The organism is Nocardia elegans NBRC 108235 (assembly GCF_001612845.1).
Classification (GTDB): Bacteria; Actinomycetota; Actinomycetes; order Mycobacteriales; family Mycobacteriaceae; genus Nocardia; species Nocardia nova.
In genome coordinates this window covers 86,745-106,050 of sequence record NZ_BDBF01000024.1, presented here as the reverse complement: position 1 = coordinate 106,050, position 19,306 = coordinate 86,745, and the positions used below count along the sequence as shown (strand labels likewise).

Below are 19,306 nucleotides of genomic sequence, written 5' to 3'. Positions count from 1 at the left end.
TTGACCTGAGATTTCACCGCTCATGGCGTGCCCGCCGTAGCAGTAGGCGTGAACCCCAACGCTGCGGCGCGGCGGGCCTCCACCTTCGACAAGTTGCGTGCCGGACCCCACAGGCCGTATTCGACCGCGCGCGACGCACTGCGGGATGCTCGTCAGCACGACACACCGTGACGTGCAGCGCCACCTCACGCAGGCCGAGGACCGGGCCTGCGCAGCGAAATGCGGGAAGCCACTGCGAAATTCGAGTAGCGGTCTACTCGGGTCGGGCGCTCCGTCGGTGCATACGCTGACAGCAACGTAGAAAGTTGAATGTTCGGCGTGGCTGGATCGGATGAAAGTAACGACGTCACCGGCACCGCCCGAACCGGGGTTCGTTGCCGCAGCACATCGCGGCGACGGTCGGCGTGAACGGCGACCCGGGTTTCGTGGCGGCGGTGCGGCTCGGCTTATCGCCGCACAGCGTCGTCGGCGCTACACCACACCGGTACCGCTGTGGGCCGCCCCGGGGGTTCCTCGTTCGGTCGGTCGACACGATGTCCCCGGAGCCAGGTGGTGGACATCGCCGGTCTCGGTGGCATCGCGGTGGCCTATGTTGGGTTTGCGCTGACCCGGCCCGGGAGGTTCCGGGTGATGTTCGATCCGTCGATTCGCCGCGGTCGATGGCGCGATAGCAGGGGGCAAATACCTGAGGCGCGAGTAACGACCACGTCGGCTGGGTGCAGAGACGAGCGCCGATCGTCGACCGAATTCTAAGCTGGTGGCATACGGAAGTGCCGGGCGCTGACCCGGACACCCCGCCGAGGCAGGAGACGCCGATCGCGGTCACCGGCCGCGATCACGTCGGACGACCACACAATCGATGACAGCTCGCGCGGTTGTACGCCACGCATCCACCGACTGGAGACCCTGGTGACAGATAGCCGATCCTCGAACTCGCGACGCACGATCGTCATAACCGGTGCCAGCGACGGCATCGGAGCGGTGACCGCCCGGGCGCTGGCCGCCCCGGATGTCGACCTCGTCATCGTCGGCAGGTCGGCGCAGAAACTCGCCGCCGTGACCGCCGACACCGGTGCGACCGCCTTCACGGCCGATTTCGCCGTTCTCGACGACGTGCGCGGTCTCGCCGAGCAGATCGGTGACCATGTCGGCTCGATCGACGTGCTGCTCAACAACGCGGGCGGTCTCTTCGAGCCGCGACAGCGGACCGTCGACGGGCACGAACCCAATTTCCAGATCAACCATCTGGCCCCGTTTCTGCTGACCAATCTGCTGCACGACAAGCTCGCCGTCAACGGCGCGCTCGTGCTGAACACCGCGAGCGTCGGCAACCTGTTCGGGCACGTCGACATCTCCGACCTCGACTACCGGCGCCGCCGCGCCTTCGGATGGCGCGCCTACGGGACGAGCAAGCTGATGAACATCATGTTCACCCGCGGTATCGCGGAGCGGTGGTCGTCGGACGGAATTGTCTCCGCCGCAGTACATCCCGGGCCCGTGGCGTCGAGTTTCGGCCGCGACTCCCGCGCCGTCGGCCTGCTCTACCGCACCCCCCTGCGCCACGTCGGAACGATCACCCCCGCCCGCGGCGCCGAACCCCTGATCGAACTGGCCGGCCGCGGCGCCGACCCGGAAATCAACGGCGTCTACTTCCATCGGCACCGAGCGCGAGGCCCCGAGTCCCCGCAAGCACACAACCGCCGCCTCATCGACGAACTGTGGACTGCCTCGGCCGATCTCGTCGGCATCGGCTGAGCAAACATCGTCGAGAGTATCGCCGGCCCCGGTATCGAGGACTTGTTCGCCGCCGGGCGTTTTTTTCGGCGTGAACTGCAGGGAGATGTGAGCGTCGTCGGGTGCGTTATGGTCGGGTCCAGGGGACGTCCCGGCTACCTGCGCGGCAGCCGGTCCCCGGGTCCGGTACTTGCCTGCGATGCGGTGTCAGGGAGGAAATGTGGATATCACCCAGTTGATCCTCGATGACCATCACGAGCAGCGGCGGCTGTTCGCGATCCTGGAGCAGATCGATCGCGGGGACACCGGTGCGCTGGGCGCTATCTGGGACCGGCTGGCGGCGTTTCTCGAGCTGCATGCGCAGGCCGAGGAGGAGATCTTCTATCCCGCGCTGCTGCAGGTCGGGATCGCGGCGCGGCGTGCGAGCGGGGCGGAGGACGAGACACTCGATGCCATCCACGACCACAACGAGATCAGGGATGCGGTCGCCGACGTAGGGCGGCACCAGGTGGGCACCGACGAGTGGTATGCGGCTGTCGCGGCGGCGAACCTGGCCAACAGCGACCACATGGCCGAGGAGGAGCGCGAGGGGCTCACCGACTTTCGCCGCCTGGCCGGACTGCAGCGCCGCCATCAGCTCGCCGTGGCCTTCGCCGCGTACGAGGCGCGCAACTACGCGGGCGTCGTGCCCGTCGACAAAGATCCGGCCGGCTACGTCCGCGCGGCGGAGGCGGCGCTGCGCGGCGAGGGGAACGGATCGCTCGGTGTGGGCAGTTTGAAGCGAATTCCGCCCAGCTGAGGGGAGTCGATCAGTCCTCGGCGAATGTTCCGATGCGCGTGGCACTCTGGACAAGTGCCTCTTCCGGCGGATGGCCGCCGGCACGACAACGCCAGGAGGTCGCAGGACATGGTGAGCGTTATCGGTGGTGGGATCGCGGGCAGTTGCCTGGCCGGTGGTCTCGCGCGGCAAGGGCAGCGGGTCGCGCTCTACGAACAACAGCGCCCGGGTCCCGGAGCCGGGGCGTTTCTGTTCATCGACGGGCGCGGACACGAGGCGATGGAAGCGATGGGCGTCGATCGCTCGGCGCTGCACGAGGTGTCGTATCCGCTCGCGGGACTCGACTACGAGGACAGTCGCGGCCGTCGTAGCGAAATGCCCAGCCGCGGACATCGTTTCTGGTTGCGCCGCAACCTCATGGGCGTGCTGTCGGAGTTCGTCGCGGGCTCCGGCGCCGACCTGCGCTACGGCGAGCCGATCACCGACGTGACGGTGGGCGACGACGATCACGCGATCTGGCGGGGCTCCGACGTCGTCACCACCGAGGAGCTGCTGATCGGCGCCGACGGTATCGACTCCGTCGTCCGGGCCGCACTGGAACCCGCCCGCACACCGGTCTACGCCGGTGACGTCGTGCTGTACGGAATGACCGGCACGCCACTGGATCCGCCGCCGCCCACGACCCCCGCGGTTCTCCACTTCTTCGCCGAGGTCGCCGAAGACGGCAGTGCCGGAAGTACTTTCGGCCACATCTGGCGCCCCGAGGACCCCGCAGCCCTGTGGTTCGTGCGGATCCCGCGCGATCCCCTCCCCGGCACTCGCGACGATATCGGGATGCGTCCCGTCGACGAGTGGGCCGAAACCGTCCTGGCCGCAACGCCTTCCAGCCGGGCGCTGGTGTCGGCCTTCCTGTCGCGGACGGAACTCGTGCACGTCAGCAACGCCCGCAACGTCCCGCTGGAAGGCGCACGCGCACCGCAGGATTCGGTGATCCTCATCGGCGACGCCGACCACGCGATCACTCCGGCACCGGGGTGGGTGCCCGCGACGCGCTCGAGGACGCCCGTGCGGTCTTCGACGCGATCGTCGGCACCGCCTCTCCCGCCGAAGCGATGACACAACGCCGCAAGCAGATCGTCACCGACCGCGAAACCGCCCAGCGAGCGAGGCGCCGATGACTGTCACCGCGCCGGCAGGCCCGTGAGCCGGGCGAGCGCGGTATAGCCGTCGTCGGTGCCGGGCCAGTGGGCGCGGACGGCCTCCGGGCCCGCGGCCCGGACGACGCTGCGCAGGACCGCGGTGACGATGATGGCGTCGTCGGCGTAGCCGATGACGGGGATGATGTCGGGGATCAGGTCCAGGGGTGAGGCGAGGTAGGCCAGCACCAGCCAGAGCCGGATCCGCACACCGCGTGGCAGCGAGCGGTCGGCGGCCAGACGGCGAATCAGGCGCAGGGTGTCGGGCAGGATCCGCATCGCTTCCCGCAGCAGGTTGCCGCGTGGCCGGACGATGATCAACGCCGCGATCAGCGCAAACCAGCACACGATGAGCGCGGCGGCGACCGCGATCAGCAGATCCCACCACCACGACACGGTCACGATCGGTATCCCACCATCACGTGTCGTGTCGGTGGGCGGTGGGGTCCCCGGAGGTGGACGCCGACGGGGTCACGGGTCCGATCCAGCGGCGGTGACCTGTAGCCGCTTACGCCCCCGTGAGGGTCTCGACATGGAGACCGATGGTCGGCGAGGTCACCGAATAGTCGGTGGTGCCGGTGAAGTAGGCGCGTGTCCATGCCGTGGTGGTTCGTTCGAGCATATCCCAATTGGCGGGTTGCGGTGTGCCGCAGAGCAATTCGCCCAGTGCGTCGCTGGAGGGGCCTTCGGCGTCGGTGTGTTCGCCGGAGGTGAGGCGGATGCCGACGAACGGCCGGTGCAGGTGTGTTCGGAGGGCGGCGGTGCCGCCGGCGAAGTTGTTGCACAGGCCGGGCGGGCCGGAGATCGTGAGGATCGGCAGGGCGGTGGGGTCCAGATCGGCCAGAGCGGTGTCGGTATTGGTGCCGAGGAACGATTTCACCGGATCCAGCAGGATCAGTCCGCGCAGATCCGGCCAGGTCTGCGGCGCGCTGATGTGCAGGCGGTGGGCGACGTACTCGACTGCCTCGGCCCCGGCCGAATGGCCGATGAACACGAACGGCCGCGGCAGGGCGGGTGCGGTGACGCCGGCGTGCTCGGCGGCGGTGGCGAGGGCGGCGGCCAGCGGGCCGGCGGGATCGGTTGCGGTGGCGAACAATCGGGCCACCTGATCCAGGAACGGCGTATTGTCGCCGAGGTTCTGCAACGTGCAGCCCGAGAGGTTCATGAACGGCAGGCTCGGCGCGAAGACGAGGTTGCCGGCACCGGCCAAGCGAGCGGCGAGTGCGGCGACATTGCCGTCGGCGCGGGCGAACCCGTGCTGCAACCACACCAGTCCGCGCGGTGGGCCGGCGGGCAGATACCAGTCGGCATGCTGCTCGAGGGGCGCCCCGGCGCACGGTAGCGCGATCGTCCCCGGCACACCCGGCGAGTCGGCGGCCGCCGGGGCGAATCCGAGAGCGGCGACGCATGCCGCGGCCATGACGGTGAGGGCCGAAGTTCGACGGGCCATCGCGACTCCCTGTGCCGGGCAGCCGGTTTCGGCGCGGCGAGCCGACCGCGAGGGGATTCCTGAGGACCCCGATGGGTGGACAGCCCCGGGCCGAGACCGCTATGTTTCATTCACCGAAACGGTGTTTCTTCCAAGGAAATAGTACGGCGATTCCCGAGCCGGTGCGAGGGGTAGTTGATGAGATCGGCGCTCTATGTCCCGGGCAACCGTCCGGCACTGTTCGACAAGGCGTTGGCGGGACCCGCCGATGTGGTTCTGCTGGACCTCGAGGACTCCGTCCCGGCAGGGGAGAAGGCCCGCGCACGTGAACTGGTGTCGGCATGGCTGGCCCCGCTCCCGGCGGCGAGCCGCGAACGCATCTGGGTACGGGTGAATCCCGACGACGCCGACGATCTGCGCGCGGTGGCGGCCGCCGGACCCGCCGCGGTCTGCCTGGCGAAAACCGAATCGGCCGACCAGGTCCGCGCGGCGGCGGAACTCCTGAGCGGCTGTGAGCCGGCGCCGGGTGTCGTGGGAATCTGTCCGCTGCTCGAAAGCGCAACCGCGGTGCTCGCCGCCCGAGAGATCGCCACGGCCCCGCGGGTGCTGCGACTGCAGCTGGGTGAGGCTGATCTGTGCGCCGATATGGGGATGGCGCCAGGGCCGGACCGCGCCGAGCTGCTGGCGATTCGCACTCAGCTGGTGTTGGTGAGCGTGGCCGCTGGAATCGAACCGCCGCCGGCTCCCGTCAGCACCGACTTCCGTGATCTCGCCGCACTTCGCGAGAGCACCGAAGCGTTGGCGCGCTTGGGTTTTCGTGGACGGGCCTGTATCCATCCCGCGCAGCTGCCGGTTGTCAACGCGGTCTTCACTCCGTCCGCGGACGAACTGACGCGCGCCCGGGATCTGGTGGCACGCTTCGACGCCGCGGCCGGTGGCGTCGTGCTGGACGCCGACGGCCGAATGGTCGATCTGGCCGTCGTCCGCCGCGCCCGGCGACTGCTGGCGGACGCGGGCGACCGGTCACTGTTCGCGCAGTAGTCGGCCGGCTCCTTCGACGCGATCGTCGATCCCGTGCTCCCGCAACGCATGCCACAGCGTGGCGGCATTGATCGCGATCACCGGTTTGCCGAGTTCGCGTTCGAGTTCGTCGGCCGTGGCCACGAAGGACAGATTCGTGCCCACCTGCACGATCGCCTCCACGTGCGGCCCGTCCAGGCCCGCCGCCACCGTGCGCAGCCGGTCGGGCCGGACCTTGGCGATATCCATGGCGGTCGGGCAGCGCAGGCCGGTGATCGCGGCAACCTCGAAGCCGGCCTCGGTGAAGAACCGGCCCACCTCCCGGTCGGCGACCGGCTGATACGGCGAGAACACCGCGATCCGGCGGCATCCCAGGGCGTGCAGTGCCGCCCGGCACGAACTCGCCCCCGTCGTCACCGGCAGGCCGGTGCGTTCGCGCAGCCGCTGTTCGAAGGCCGCATTGCCCTCGATCCCGCCCCAGAACGTTTCCGCGGACATGCCCATGACCATGCGGTCCGGTTCGGCGGTGAGCACATCGCGCACCGCGGTATCGATGGAGGCGCGGATCTGGCCCAGGAGCGCGCGGAAGTCGTCGTCGTCGCCCATGACCGGGTCGGGAATGTACATCGAACCGGCCCGGTAGCTGATTCCCGGCAGCCCGGCCCGCCAATAGTCGTGTTCGACAACGGTATTCGTACTGGGCACGATGACGCCGAAGACGGCGCGGGTTCCCACGGCATTGGTCATCTCGAGGTCTCCTCGCTCGCTGCGATCGGCCGCCTCAACGACGACCGGAACTGGGTTCCATTGCCCGATCGACCGCGCGGTGTGCACGGTCACGGTCGACGGGGCCGTCCAGCAGCAGGACGTCCACGAGCAGCGGCGCCACGATGGACAGCGCGATCTCCTCGATCACCGCGTGCTCCCGCACTCCGGCCCGGCGCACCGCGGCGCGGAACGGCGCGAGCAGGTCGCTGACGTATCGGTGGCGCAATTCGGCGCATTCGGGGTCCGCGACCGAGGCGGTCACCAGGGCGCGAAGGAATGCCGCAACGGGCTTGTCGCGCAGTCGATCACAGAGCGAGTCGACCTCACCGTGCAGATCCGCGACCGGATCGCCGGTCGGCTCGGGGGAGGGGTGGGGTGCGACGGTGATGAGTGCGGCGAGGAAGTCCTTGGGCGCCGGCCAATGGCGATAGATGGTGGTGCGCGCGACGCCTGTCATGGCGTGCAGCCGCCGGGGTGTCAGGGCGGCCGCGCCCTCGGTGAGGACCAGTTCCAGCGCGGCGGTGAGCACGATCTCCGCGGTTTCGGTGGCCGGTCCGGAAGGACGTCCGGGTCTGTTCACGGTAATAAACGATACATCTTGTTTTGCTTATTGATAAGCACTACATTTCGTATCGGAAAGTCAGCTCCGGGAGGAGGACCCGTGCGTCCACATGTAGAGCTCATCGATGAAAAAGATCTGATCTGGCACCGCGCCGAGTTCCAGCGCGCCACAGGCAGTGCCGAACAACGCAACCTCAGTTACGACGAGGAGGACGGTTCGGCCTCGCTGAAGGTTCGGTTCACCAGCGACTGGTCCCGGCCTGCGGGCGTGCACGTGGCCGACACCGAATGGTTCGTGCTGTCCGGTCGAATAACCGTGGGCGACGACGAACTCGGCCCCGACGGCTACTGGACGGCGCCGGCCGGGGTGTGGACGCCGCCGATCCGGGCGGTGGGCGGCACGGAAATTCTGCTGTTCCGGGAGGGCGGCGGCTGGGGGTTCGACCTGGCGGACGGTGATCGCGACTTCGTGCGTCCCGACCAGGAACTCGTCGTCCTGGATACCGCGTCGATGCCGTGGATCGATGTGAAGGACGGCAGCCCGATGCGGTTCGATCTGGGCGGCACCCCCGTCCCCGGGCTCTACATCAAACTGCTGCACCGCGACGAGAAGACCGGCTTCTACACCCGTCTGATCAAGGCGAAGCCGGGATGGCGAGAGGTGCCGCTGGCGCATCATCCGTGCAGCGAGGAAGCCTATTGCCTCGATGGCGGTTTCGAGTACAACTTCGGCACCATGTGGCCGGGTACCTACTTCTGGCGCCCGCCGTACATCCGGCACGGTGACTTCACCGCCGACGCCGAGCGCGGCTGCACCTGGATCATCCGCTCGGACGCGGATCTGGTGGATTGGTACACCGAGAATGCGAGCGTGTCGATGGCGGGTGATGCCACCAATTGGGGACCGGACTTCCCGGAGACAGCGGCGCCGCGGTTCATCGAACCGGTCCGGTCGAAATCCATCGGCGCGTGGGCGAATCCGAGCTACCAGTAGGCCGCGACCCGTGCCCCTCCATGGCGCCGGAAGGGGCACGGGACCGTCAGTGGTCGCGCAGCAGTGATCCCGCGCCCTCGATCCGATCGGTGAACCCGTTGTCGCGCAACGCCATCCACCAGGTCGCCGCATTGATCGCCAGCACGGGTTTGCCCAGCCAGCGCTCGGCCTCGTCGGCCAACCGCACCATCGACAGGTTGGTTCCGCACTGCACCAGCGCGTCCACGCCGTCACCGTCGACCTCGCGCAGTGCGGACCGCAGCTCGTCCTCGGTGACGTGGGCGATGGAAACCGCTGTGGGGCAGCGCAATCCCTTGATCGCCTTCACCTCGAACCCCAGCTCGCCGAAGAACCGCACCACATTCTCGTCGCCCACCGGCTGATAGGGCGTGACCACACCGATACGGCGCGCTCCGTAGAGCGCCAATGCGCGCCGGCACGCCTCGGCGCCGGTGGCGACCTCGAGACCGGTCACCTCATGGATCTGGCGCACGAAGCGCCGGTTGCCCTCGACGCCGCCCCAGAACGTCTCGGCCGACATTCCCATGACCATGTAATCGGGTTCGCAGGTCAGCACCCGCTCACACGCGGCGACGATTTCGTCGCGAATCTGCTCGAGCAGCCGGCCCATTCCGGCGTCGTCGCTCATATCCTGGTCGCGGATGTGGATGCGGCCGAAATGCGCGGTCACCCCGGGCACACCCAGGCGGGCGAAATCGGGCTCGACCACGGTATTGGTGGACGGGGCGAGGACCCCGAATTTGGCTCGCCAGCCGAGGACGTCGGGCATCGAACCAACTCCTTCTGCAATCGGCTACGCGGCGAACGGGTCGCGGGTGCGAAACGGTGCCGCGGCGAAGCGGCGGATCACCTTGCTCGTGGTCAGCCACTCGACTCGCGCACCGTTGCGGGTGCGAGTGACGGCCCGCTCGGCCAGCCAGGGCGCGACGGTGTCCACCGGATCGGCGAGAATGGCGAAGATCCTGCGGGCCTTGGCCAACTCGTCCGGGTCGGTGTATCCGTGGGTGAGCAGATCGGTGGTGACCATGCCGGGGCTGAGTACTCCGACCGAGACGCCGGGCGGGACCTCCTTCGCCAGCGCCGCGGTGAGGTAGCCGACCGCACGCTTGCTGGCCCCGTAGACGCCGAGTCCGGGTACGGTGCGTCCGTCGCTGCCCAACCCCTCCATATTCCAGATGTGGCCGCCGTGCTCGGACATGCCGGCGACCGCGACCGCGCACCCGTTGAGGACGCCGATCAGGTTGGTGTCGATCACCTTTCGCACTACGGCGTCCGGCAGCTCCCACATCGGTGCGCGGGTCTGGGAGACGCCGGCGTTGTTGATCCAGATGTCCACGGCGCCGAATCGTCGCGCCGCCGCATCCCACAGCCGGCGCAGATCGTCGCGATCGGTGGTGTCGGCGGCCAGCACCACCGCCGCCTCCCCGAGTTCGGCGCGTGCCGAGTCGATCCGCTGCGGGTCGGTGCCGCAGACCGCGACGCGATGGCCGCGGGCCAGCAGCGCCCGGGCCATCCCCAATCCGATACCCCGGGTGCCGCCGGTGATGACCACGTTGCTCATTGTCGCTCCAGAACGCCGTGCATGATCATTGACAGCCGGTTGTGCTCGAACAGCTGATAGGCGACCGCGAGAGTGGACCCGGCGCCCATCCCCGGTTCGGCGTCCATCATGAATTCCCGGCCGATCAGCCGGCGGCCGTCTCGGTGGTGCAGCCGCACGAAATTGGCTCGGCCGCATGCTAATCCGTTACCGAACGCATCGGGGCCCTCGTGGAATGTGCGGGCACCGTCGCGACGGACGACGATATTGATCTCGGATTCGAGCGGTCCCGCGAGCTCGAGTCGATGCGCTGCGGTGAGCAGGTCGCGGGGCGCGACGGTGCGGGTCATGCGAGCGGTGCCGAGGGTGCGCTGCTCCACCGACCACAGTTCCAGATCGCCGGCATAGCGACTGTCGTCCTTGGTGGAAAAGGTGAATGTCACTCCGCCGCAGCGAGTTTCGGTATCCACTCGCTCCTCGGCGAGGCCCGGATCGCGGGTGTAGAGGCCGGTGAACACGCCGACCATCGCCGGGCCCTGATACAGCACCGACGAATACACCTGGGTGTCGTCGATCGTCTGATTCCACGTGTTCAGCGACACCTGCCAGCCGGGACCGTAGTAGTGGGCGTCGACGAATCCGCCGTAGGGCTGTCCGGAGCCGTAGAAGTCGGGCCCGGTGTAGATGCGATCGCCGTCGGAGTCCAGGACGCCGAATTCGAACGGGGCGCCCAGGGCGAACCGCCCGGCCAGCCGCCCGCCGCCGGTGAGCCCGCCGTCCATGTAGTAGGTGGTCGTGCCGTCCTCGAACACCGAGGACCGGCGGATATCCTCGAATCCCAGCCAGACGCCCTCGGCGTCGAACAGCGAGGGCCGCCCTACCCATTCGCCCGCGATGCGCTGCTGCCAGCGGCTCGGCTCGGCGCTGCTCATCCCCGCAACTCCCGGCGCACCTGTTCGGATTGCTCGGCGCCCAGCAGGCGGGTCACCTGATGCCACACCGGATCGACCTCGGGGCTGAACAGGTTGGCGCGGTTCGCGCGATCGCGGGCCGGCAGATCGGCATCCGGGGTCGGAACTCCTCTGTCCAGCAGGGTGAGCCAATGGTGGAGATACGCGTCGACGGTCTCGGTGAGCTGCTCGAATGCCGGTTCGCTCGCGCGGCACACCACCATCCACGGCGACATCAGCGCCCGCTGCCGGGGACCGATGGCGGCCGGTGAGACACCGTCGAGCTGCCAGGCCGCATCCAGCAACGGTGTCAACGGCACATAGGCGGCGTCCAGATAGTCCAGATTCACCGCCAGATCGGCACGCGGAATCAGGTCCAGATGCATGGCGTAGTACTCGCCGCCGTAGACCGCGTCGAGCGTGAAATGCGGCACCGCGGAATCAGCCGCGGTGAACGCGAAGATCATATGGCTGTCCAGGCCGATGGGCGGCACCACCAGATCGACGGTCACCACCTTGTCGATCGGACCGCCGCGCAACACCCGCAGCCTGCCCACCGGTTCGGGTGACATGGGGCTGGTCAGCGCTCTGTCCTCGACGACGGTCGAACCCGTTGCGCTGGAAAGTGTTTCGAGGACCCGCTTACTCAGCGTGGTGGGCAGGCTCATCGCTGATCTCCTCCCTGGCGGGCCTTGTGCACCCAGGCGGCGGCGAGTTCGGGATCGTCCAGGCGCGCCGGCGAGGCGATGACGGTGGCCCTGCGCCGCGGCGAGTCGCCGGTGATCACATCGTCGCCGCCGAGCCACCAGCCGTCCTTGATCAACTGGGCGCGGCGCCGGCGGTAGGCGACCTGCAGGGCATCACTGCGCACATGCAGCTCGTCGGACAAGTCGAACGGAAGCAGTTCCGGGCGTTGGGATTCCACCACCGGCCTGTCCTGCAGCAGGATTTTCTCGATGCGTTTGCGGGCGTTGCCGTCGGCCCAGGCGCCGGTGAAGAAGTTGCGGAAGCCGAGAATCTTGATCAGTGTGCGGTTCTGGGAGAGCGGAATGTTGAAGTCGTAGAGCATCAGATCGCCGATCGGCAGCCGCACATGCAGTTTCACGATATTCGGCAGATACCAGGCATTGGTGACGGTCACGTGCTCCGGCATCGGCTTGCCGCGAAACAGCAGGCCCCACAGCCCCTTCGGTGGTGGTGGGCTCAGCGGGATATCCGCCTCCGCCGACCAGTCCGTCTGCCGTATCCGGAAATCGGGGATCTGTGGCTTGTCCGGGTTGCCGAACGCGGTGCCGTGCACGAAGGGCGTGTGTGAGGCGTCCACCACGTTCTCGAAGGCCCGTTCGTAATTGGCGTCGATGACCATTTCGTACTGCACGGCCCGGAACGCCGGATCCTCCCACTGCGGAATCTCCGGAATCGGGGGGCGCTGCGCCTCGGGCAGATCGCCGAGGAACGCCCAGACCATGCCGTAGCGCTCCACCGCCGGATAGGCGTCGACTCGCGCCTTGCGGGGGATGGCCCGTTCGGGCGCGTTGGCGGGGATGCGGACGCACACGCCGCTGGAGTCGTATTGCCAGCCGTGGTACGGGCAGGTGACGCAGTCCCCGCTCACCGTTCCCAGCGACAGGGCGCCGCCGCGGTGCACGCACAGATCCGACAGGCAGACCGGCGCGCCGGACTCGGTGCGGTAGAGCACGAAGTCCTGGCCGAGGCAGGTCGCCCGGCGTGGTGTGCGCCCGACCTTGTCCGCGAATTCCAGTGCGTACCAGAAGTTCTTGAGCACCGTGATCTCCTCAGCGCCGCTTCAGCAGCAGTCCGTCGTCGAAACCCGACAGTTCGTCGTGGGCGGTCGCCGAATCCTTCAGGTGGGCGTTCAGGAACAGTGTGGTCAGCCGCGCGAACCGGGGCAGGGCATCGGACTCCGCGGGGCCGTCGAGGAATGCGCGGGCCGCGGTCGGATCGGCGTCGGCGATGCCGAAATGGTTCGCGCCGGGCACGATCGCGAGCAGATGATCGCCCTCGGGCAGTGCCTCGGCGAAGGTGCGGGCTACCGGATCCGGACGATCCTCGCCCTCGCCGTAGCGGTCGGCGCTGCTCTTGATCACTCCGTCGTTGCCGCCGACACCCAGCAGCACCGGGCAGTTCACCTGCGCGGGGAGCACCGTACCCGGGTCCCAGCCCAGCATGGTGGCGACCATGGTGTGCGCACCCCACGCGAAAACCGCTCGCACGCAAGGGAAGTATCGCGCCGACTGCAACACCACGGTGCCGCCCGCCGAATGCCCGCCCAGTGCGACGCGCTCCAGATCGAGTGCGCCGCGCAACGGTCCGGTGTCGTTCAGTTCGGTCAGCGCGTCCAGGACCGCCGGAATGGTCGGACAGGTGGGTCTGGTTCCGTAGGTGCCGGGGCGCGCCGCGGCCAGATCGACACCGGGCGTGAGCCCGCGCTGCCCACCGAACAGATCGGCGACGCGATCGAAGGTGACCACCACATAACCGGATTCGGCGATCGCGGTCGCGAATCGGCGATAGCTGTCCTGCCCGACATTGACGCCGGACAGGAAAACCACCACCGGATAGGGTGCGCCGGCCGGATCGGGGGCGAAGACCCCGGTGAGCCGCTCGGCATCGTCGCCGGAGGCGACGGCGGGGTAGTAGAGCTTGAGGTGGGCGGTGTCGAAGGGTGCGTCGCCGTCGGTGCGCGCGGACCACCACAGGGAGCGGATCAGGCTCATGTTCACCCCACCGGCCGCGGCAGCACCCGGTCGCCGCCCCAGAGGGCGCGTACCAGTCGCTGGGTGAGTTCGGGTCCGAACATGCGCTCGCCCATGACGTTCGCGGGATCGCGTTCGGCGATGTTGCGGCGGATCCGCAGATCCCGGGCCACGAGGTCGGCGCGCTCGTCGTCGGGCACCGGTTCGGCGGCGTCCACCCACCTCAGCCATCGGTCGACCTTGACGGTGAGCAGTTCGGCCACGGTGTCGAGATTGGGGCGGGTGGGCGGGAAGGAATAGCAGTAGGCGACCGGTGAGAGGCTGGTGCGGATGAATCCGGTGCGGCTGGTGAACCAGGTGAAGTCGGGATGGTCCGCCTTGAACGCCAGCCACGGCTCCTCGGCCTCGGCGTAGTAGCGGTCGTAATAGTCACCGTCGCCCACCAGATCACCGCGCGGCACCGCATCCACGTAGAACCAGCCCTGCGGCCACAGCAGCAGCGCCGACGCCAGATGCGGTACCCGTACCTGCGGCCCGAGCCACGCGGTGAGGTGCATATTCACGAAACCGGTGCGGGGATCGCCGATCCAGGAATGCACCAGCCAGTCGATCTCGGGTCCGGCGTAGGCGGCGAGGCGGCCGGACGGCCCTGTCGCCGCGTCACCGTAGGAGTCGAGGTCGGCGGTGCTGGGGTCGCGGGTCAGCTCGAACCGGCCGGCGATCTCGGCCTGCAGTCCGGCCAGCAGCTCCTGCCATTCCGAAAATGTCTCGGTGACATCGGTTCTGGGGTTCTCGTCGACCATCTGCTCGACATGTTGCACGGTTTCACTCATGGCAGCTCCGGTTCGGTTGTCGCGGTGGCGGGTTCGCGCAGGAGGGCGGACACGGCGGCAGCGGGACGTCCCGCGACCAGATCGGTGCCCCGGGATACGGCGCGGTTCACGGCTTGGGCCGGTCGGATGTCGGCCTGCACTCGGTCCGCGCCGGGCGGGGCGGAGGTCACCTGCGGGGTGCTGATCACGCCGGTGAACGGCCCGCTCCAGGCCGTCCACAAAGTGAAATCCGGGCTCAGCGCGTAGATCGAACCGGCCAACGCCCCGGTCGAATCCACGGCGGCGGCAACAATATTGAGCCGATTCTCGGCCGCCCTTTCCGGCAGGCCGAGCCGCGTTTCCCAGGGTTCGCCGAGAGCGTGCGGCACCGCCACCACATCGGCGTCCCGGACCGCGGCCAGGCGAAAGGTTTCGGGGAACAGCGCATCGTCACCGACCACGAGAGCCATTCGGCCCCAGGACATGTCGAATATCTCGAGCGCGTCGCCCAGATCCGACAGCCATGGATGGCGTTCGGTGCGGTGCAGCTGGCGCTGATATCCGACCACACCCTCCGCGTTCACCAGCACTCCGACATGGGCGTCGCCGTCGCGCAGGGACAGCACGACATGCGCCGCCGTCCCCCGCAGCGCCGCCGCCACCTCCGGAATCGACACCGTCGCGGGTGCAGGCTCGGCCGACGCCGTGCCGGTCAGCGCCGGCAGCACGATCAATGCGGCGCCGCTGTGGGCGATATCGCCGATGAGGCCGGGATCGGCGAGGGCCGCGGCCGCGGGGATGGTCTGCGCACCGGCAGGTGCGCGCCGGGGCGAGATGTCGAGCAACGGGGCGTAGAGCCGGGGGCGGCGGGCGGCGAGCACATCGGTTCCGTCCGGGCGCCGTTTGTCGTCGGCGAGACCGATATCGATATCCGCCACGATCACCGCCTCACCGCGTGCCGGTGCGCGCGCCACCGTTGTCCCGTCCGGTGCGACGATCTGGCTCTCGCCGGCGCCGTGCAACCGATCCGGCGGCACCCCCAGCCCGGCCGCGATCGAAGGCAGCTCGTCTTCGGGCAGCAACGGGCCGACCTTGTTGGCCGCCACCACCCAGACCTTGTTCTCCGCCGCGCGCACCGGAATGTGCAGGCTCGCCTCGTCGGTGGCGAAGGAATTGAGGCTGTTGAGCAACAGCTGCGCCCCGCGCACCGCGAGCGACCGGGTCACCTCGCAGATGACGCCCTCCATGCAGGCATACAGGCCGATGCGGCCCAGCGGGGTGTCGACGATCTCGGAATCGGAGTCGCCGGGGTCGAGGTGATCGTTCTCCGCGCCCATCAGAATCTGCTTGTCGGACTGTCCGAGCAGTGCGCCGTCGGGCCCGAACAGCAGGCTGGTGCCGGTGGTGCGGCCGTCCTCGCGGGCCAGTGTCACCCCGATCTTGACGTACATCCGATGCCGCGCGGCGCGTTCGGCGATCGCGCCCAGGAATCGATCACCGATCCGGCACGCCATTCGGTGCGCATGGTCGCGGTCGGCGTACCACGATAGGTGGTTACAGAACTCGGGCAGGACCACCAGGTCCGGCGCGTGGGCCGCGGCGTCGTCGATGAGGCGCAGGCAGGTGGCGAGGTTGACCGCGACATCGCTGCCGGCGGCGAGCTGGACGGCGGCCACTCGCGTCATGAGCGCGCACCTCCTTGTCGAACCCGTTTCGTACAACGAAACACTGTTTCCAGTAGTTGCGATTCTGTACCGGTGCCGCGCATCTGTCCAGTGGGCGATGGAGATTTCTGCCGCAATCCTTGCCGGATCGCGAAAATCGGCTGTTTCCACGCCGTTACGTGCTTGTTCTCGCTTGACAGCCATCGTTGCCGACGGTTCAATATGGCAACTGCGAAACCGTGTTTCTTTCTGCGAAACGCGGGCGGAGGTGAGGAATGACGACACCACCGGCGGGAGCGCGGCCCGGGTCCGGAGCCACGCAAGCTGAACTGCTCCCCGCGAGCCGGACCGGAATGTGGCTGCTCGCCCTCGCCGCGGCGGCGACCGGGCCGATGACGGGCATCGAGATCGTCTTGCTGAGCAAACCGCTCGGTGGTGTGGTCGGGCTGCCCGGCGTAGTCGTGGGGTATATCGCCCTGACCGCGGGTGTGCTCGGGGGACTGACGGTGGTGCCGGGTGTGCGGCTCCGGTTCACCGCATCGAGTCGCCGCGCCGGCGCGCTCGCCGTCCTCGGTGGCGTGGGAATACTTGTCGCAGCGCTGTTTTCGTCGGCGCCCGCGTTCCTGTGCGGTGTGCTCGTGGCCGGTGTGGCGGCGGGACCGCTGCTCGTGACCGCTCGGGCCGTCGCGGGTGTCCGAGTCTGCTACGCGGCAGTGACGGTCGCGTCGCTCGCCGGTGCGGTGCTGGCCGGCGCGTGCGGCGGACAACCGGGCATGGCGCTGTTCGTGTCCGGGAGTGTGGTGATCGCGGCCGGATCGCCGATGTCGGTGCGGAACACATCGTTCGGCGGTGTCGCGGGCGGCCTGCGCGTGGCCGGTACCGCGCTGGGCGGATGGACGGGATATGCCGCAGTCGGATTCGCACTGGGGGCGACGGTGCTGCCGGCCCTGCATCTGCTGCTGTTTCGCTGGAATGTGCTCGACGCCGATCACCCTGCGCGCCTGGCCGTCGCGATGGTCCCGGCGGTGCTCGTGGTCGCCGTGCGCGGATACCGGCTCCGTGCGGTGCCGCCGCTGCTGATACTCGCCGCCGGTGGCCCGGTGCTGGTAGCGACGGCACCGGGCGCATGGCAGTCGATGGCCGGTGTCGCGGTCACCGCCACGGCGGCGATCCGTTGCCTCTCGGTGATGGATCACGAGCTGCGACAGCGACTTCCGGGCAGTGAACAGTGGTGGAGTGCCGTGACCGGACTCGTCGTCGCGGTCGGTGGGATCTGTGGCCTGGGCGCCGCCGTCGCCTGCGGCCGGCTGTGGGGGACCGGCTCCGCGCTGACCTCGGCCGGCGTGCCGGTGCTGCTGGCGGCGCTCGCGATCGCGCGCACGCCGGCGGGCGGCAGCCGAACCGAGACCGTCGACCGCCGCGCCGATGCGGACGCGCGTCCCACCGCCCCACAGTCCAGCGAGATCGCCGTCGAAGGAGGCGCCCGATGAAACGCGCACTACTACGGGGCGGACTGAGCCTCGCGTTCGCTGCCGCGATCGCGGCACACGCCGCGGCCGATACGGTCGCCGCCTTGCACATCGACACCACCACGGACCTGCGGGAGGGGCAGCGAGTCACGGTGGGTGGCAGTGGTTTCCAGCCCGGCCTCGCGGCGGTGGCGGTGGGGCTGTGTAAACAGGGCTATACCAACGGGTTGAACGATTGCGATCTCGACGGCGGCGCCACCTTCGTCAATATCGCCTCCGACGGGACCTTTCCGACGCTCGTGCTCACTCTGCATCCGCAGTTCGAGAACATCGATTGTCTGCGCCAGCAGTGCGTGATCGCGGCCGCGCCGCTGCCCGGTACCGAACCCGCCGGAGTCATCGCCGCCAATTCCGCCGTGACCCCCGTGGTTTTCGCGGGCTCGAGCCTCCCACCGCCCGCGGCTGTGCCGGTGGCAGGCACGGTGGCGGCGGGCTCCACCGACACGCGCGGACCGTCCGCGGTGCTGTGGTCGCTGACGGCGGCACTGCTGGTCGTCGTCGCCGCAATCGCCCTCGCCGACCGGCGGCGGCTCTAGGAAATCCAGGAGGAGCACATGTTTCGAACCAGAAACCTGGTGAGCGCGGTCTTCGCGGGTCTCGCCGCCGTCGCGATGTTCGGTGGGGCGCCCGCTCAGGCTGCCACGATCGCGGTGAGCCAGTCCGGTGGTGTCGCGGTCGGACAGAGCATCAGCGTCTCGGTGAGCGGGCTGGCGCCCGATCTGGCCTCGGTCGCGGTCGGGCAGTGCACGGCGAACATCTCCGGCCCCTCGGACTGCAATCTCGCCGGCTCACTGCTGGGCACAGCCGACGGGCAGGGCAATTGGGAGGCGGGCAGTATCGCCCTGGTCGGCTCGGTCGGTGGCGTGGACTGCACGGCGGAGGCGGGAGCGTGCACGATCGCGGTCACCAGCCTGACCGATCCGACCAATATCCTCGCCTCGATTCCCCTCAGTTTCGGATGAGGTGAAACCATGAGACGCAACATCTTTCGCAGTGCCGTCGGCGCGGCGGCAACTGCCGTCGCGTTGCTGGCGACGGCCCCGCTCGCCGCGGCCGGACCCACCCTGCATCCCTCGCCGACCGGCGATGTCACCGTCGGTGAGGTCGTCACCGTCGCCGTGGACGGGCTGCCACCCAATCTGGCTCAGGTGGCGGTCGGCCAGTGTAAACCGCAGGTGGTCGCGCCCACCGACTGCAATCTCGGCGCCTCGCTGCTCGGCTCCGCCGACGCGCAGGGCGCCTGGCAGCCCGGAATGCGCGGCACCACCATCACACTGACCGCGTCGGTCGGTGCGGTGGACTGCACAGCGGCGCCCGGCGCCTGCACTCTGGCCGTTACCAGCCTTACCGACCCCGGCCATATCCTCGCCTCGGTGCCGCTGACGTTCGGCCATGCGCCCGCGGTTGCCGCGACGACACCGAAAGCCGCCGCAGCGGACAGTGATTCATCGGGTTCGCAGACGACGGCGATTGTCGTCGCGGTCGTGGTGATCGTCGTCGTGGTGCTCGCGGTGGCCGCGTTGCTGGTGCGGCGGCGACGTCGTACCTGAGCCGGGTGAGTGCTCGCCCCTGTGCGGGTGTCCGCGCAGGGGC

The 19,306-nt window shown here is 68.8% G+C and carries 21 protein-coding genes; 9 read left to right on the top strand and 12 right to left on the bottom strand.

All coding sequences use genetic code 11. The features are described from left to right. Positions 1-909: 909 nt before the first annotated feature. The 3 genes from NE2_RS18295 to NE2_RS18285 all read left to right on the top strand — a co-directional run bounded on the left by NE2_RS18295 (position 910) and on the right by NE2_RS18285 (position 3,628). Complete coding sequence (locus NE2_RS18295; protein ID WP_063027775.1) at positions 910-1,755, top strand: SDR family NAD(P)-dependent oxidoreductase; 846 nt, start codon at positions 910-912, stop codon at positions 1,753-1,755. Between the two features lie 199 nt (positions 1,756-1,954). Next, a complete protein-coding gene (locus NE2_RS18290) occupies positions 1,955-2,533 on the top strand; it encodes a hemerythrin domain-containing protein (protein WP_063027773.1) in 579 nt (192 codons plus the stop codon). Between the two features lie 108 nt (positions 2,534-2,641). Continuing rightward, entirely contained in the window at positions 2,642-3,628 is a 987-nt protein-coding gene (locus tag NE2_RS18285) for an FAD-dependent oxidoreductase (RefSeq protein ID WP_063027771.1), read from the top strand. Positions 3,629-3,693: 65 nt separating this feature from the next. On the opposite strand, the gene NE2_RS18280 is transcribed toward NE2_RS18285, so the two are convergent. Both NE2_RS18280 and NE2_RS18275 read right to left on the bottom strand, forming a co-directional pair. Further along, positions 3,694-4,110 carry a YkvA family protein gene (locus NE2_RS18280; RefSeq protein WP_063027769.1) on the bottom strand — a complete coding sequence of 139 codons (417 nt, stop codon included), beginning with the start codon at positions 4,108-4,110 and terminating at the stop codon, positions 3,694-3,696. 106 nt (positions 4,111-4,216) lie between these two features. After that, on the bottom strand, positions 4,217-5,158 hold the full coding sequence (locus NE2_RS18275; protein ID WP_146165321.1) for an alpha/beta hydrolase: 942 nt from the start codon (positions 5,156-5,158) through the stop codon (positions 4,217-4,219). Between the two features lie 177 nt (positions 5,159-5,335). On the opposite strand from NE2_RS18275, the gene NE2_RS18270 reads away from it, so the two are divergent. Beyond that, complete coding sequence (locus tag NE2_RS18270) at positions 5,336-6,178, top strand: HpcH/HpaI aldolase/citrate lyase family protein (RefSeq protein WP_063027765.1); 843 nt, start codon at positions 5,336-5,338, stop codon at positions 6,176-6,178. Here NE2_RS18270 and NE2_RS18265 read toward each other — a convergent pair. After that, positions 6,161-6,904, bottom strand: coding sequence for a maleate cis-trans isomerase family protein (locus NE2_RS18265; RefSeq protein WP_063027763.1), 744 nt, complete (start codon positions 6,902-6,904; stop codon positions 6,161-6,163). The two genes, NE2_RS18270 and NE2_RS18265, sit on opposite strands and share 18 nt — an antisense overlap. 34 nt (positions 6,905-6,938) lie before the next feature. Next, positions 6,939-7,505, bottom strand: coding sequence for a TetR/AcrR family transcriptional regulator (locus NE2_RS18260; protein ID WP_063027761.1), 567 nt, complete (start codon positions 7,503-7,505; stop codon positions 6,939-6,941). 81 nt (positions 7,506-7,586) lie between these two features. Between NE2_RS18260 and NE2_RS18255 the strand changes: the two genes are divergently transcribed. Beyond that, positions 7,587-8,480 (top strand): DUF4437 domain-containing protein, encoded by an 894-nt coding sequence (locus NE2_RS18255; protein ID WP_063027759.1) that lies wholly within the window; start codon positions 7,587-7,589, stop codon positions 8,478-8,480. A gap of 46 nt (positions 8,481-8,526) precedes the next feature. Here NE2_RS18255 and NE2_RS18250 read toward each other — a convergent pair whose 3' ends face one another. The 8 genes from NE2_RS18250 to NE2_RS18215 are packed head-to-tail and all read right to left on the bottom strand — an operon-like array spanning position 8,527 to position 16,205. Continuing rightward, positions 8,527-9,270: a maleate cis-trans isomerase family protein gene (locus tag NE2_RS18250; RefSeq protein WP_063027757.1), complete on the bottom strand. Its 744-nt coding sequence runs from the start codon at positions 9,268-9,270 to the stop codon at positions 8,527-8,529. A gap of 24 nt (positions 9,271-9,294) precedes the next feature. Beyond that, complete coding sequence (locus tag NE2_RS18245) at positions 9,295-10,062, bottom strand: SDR family oxidoreductase (protein WP_063027755.1); 768 nt, start codon at positions 10,060-10,062, stop codon at positions 9,295-9,297. Continuing rightward, a complete protein-coding gene (locus NE2_RS18240) occupies positions 10,059-10,973 on the bottom strand; it encodes a hypothetical protein (protein ID WP_063027753.1) in 915 nt (304 codons plus the stop codon). The genes NE2_RS18245 and NE2_RS18240 overlap by 4 nt, the downstream gene beginning before the upstream one ends. Beyond that, positions 10,970-11,659, bottom strand: coding sequence for a hypothetical protein (locus tag NE2_RS18235; protein WP_063027751.1), 690 nt, complete (start codon positions 11,657-11,659; stop codon positions 10,970-10,972). The genes NE2_RS18240 and NE2_RS18235 overlap by 4 nt, the downstream gene beginning before the upstream one ends. Next, a complete protein-coding gene (locus NE2_RS18230) occupies positions 11,656-12,777 on the bottom strand; it encodes an aromatic ring-hydroxylating dioxygenase subunit alpha (RefSeq protein ID WP_063027749.1) in 1,122 nt (373 codons plus the stop codon). The genes NE2_RS18235 and NE2_RS18230 overlap by 4 nt, the downstream gene beginning before the upstream one ends. Before the next feature lie 10 nt (positions 12,778-12,787). Next, positions 12,788-13,729 carry an alpha/beta hydrolase family protein gene (locus NE2_RS18225; protein WP_063027747.1) on the bottom strand — a complete coding sequence of 314 codons (942 nt, stop codon included), beginning with the start codon at positions 13,727-13,729 and terminating at the stop codon, positions 12,788-12,790. Positions 13,730-13,731: 2 nt separating this feature from the next. Then, positions 13,732-14,541, bottom strand: coding sequence for an oxidoreductase (locus tag NE2_RS18220; protein ID WP_063027745.1), 810 nt, complete (start codon positions 14,539-14,541; stop codon positions 13,732-13,734). Then, positions 14,538-16,205 (bottom strand): carbon-nitrogen hydrolase family protein, encoded by a 1,668-nt coding sequence (locus NE2_RS18215; protein WP_063027743.1) that lies wholly within the window; start codon positions 16,203-16,205, stop codon positions 14,538-14,540. The genes NE2_RS18220 and NE2_RS18215 overlap by 4 nt, the downstream gene beginning before the upstream one ends. 254 nt (positions 16,206-16,459) lie before the next feature. Here NE2_RS18215 and NE2_RS18210 point away from each other — a divergent pair, with 254 nt between their 5' ends. From NE2_RS18210 to NE2_RS18195, 4 genes are read left to right on the top strand one after another with little or no spacing between them, the layout of a single operon-like run. Next, on the top strand, positions 16,460-17,674 hold the full coding sequence (locus tag NE2_RS18210) for a hypothetical protein (protein ID WP_146165322.1): 1,215 nt from the start codon (positions 16,460-16,462) through the stop codon (positions 17,672-17,674). Then, entirely contained in the window at positions 17,671-18,249 is a 579-nt protein-coding gene (locus tag NE2_RS18205; RefSeq protein WP_063027738.1) for a neocarzinostatin apoprotein domain-containing protein, read from the top strand. The genes NE2_RS18210 and NE2_RS18205 overlap by 4 nt, the downstream gene beginning before the upstream one ends. An 18-nt stretch (positions 18,250-18,267) precedes the next feature. Beyond that, positions 18,268-18,675 carry a neocarzinostatin apoprotein domain-containing protein gene (locus NE2_RS18200; RefSeq protein ID WP_084494132.1) on the top strand — a complete coding sequence of 136 codons (408 nt, stop codon included), beginning with the start codon at positions 18,268-18,270 and terminating at the stop codon, positions 18,673-18,675. Between the two features lie 9 nt (positions 18,676-18,684). Beyond that, positions 18,685-19,263 (top strand): neocarzinostatin apoprotein domain-containing protein, encoded by a 579-nt coding sequence (locus tag NE2_RS18195; RefSeq protein WP_063027734.1) that lies wholly within the window; start codon positions 18,685-18,687, stop codon positions 19,261-19,263. The last annotated feature ends 43 nt before the right edge of the window (positions 19,264-19,306 follow it).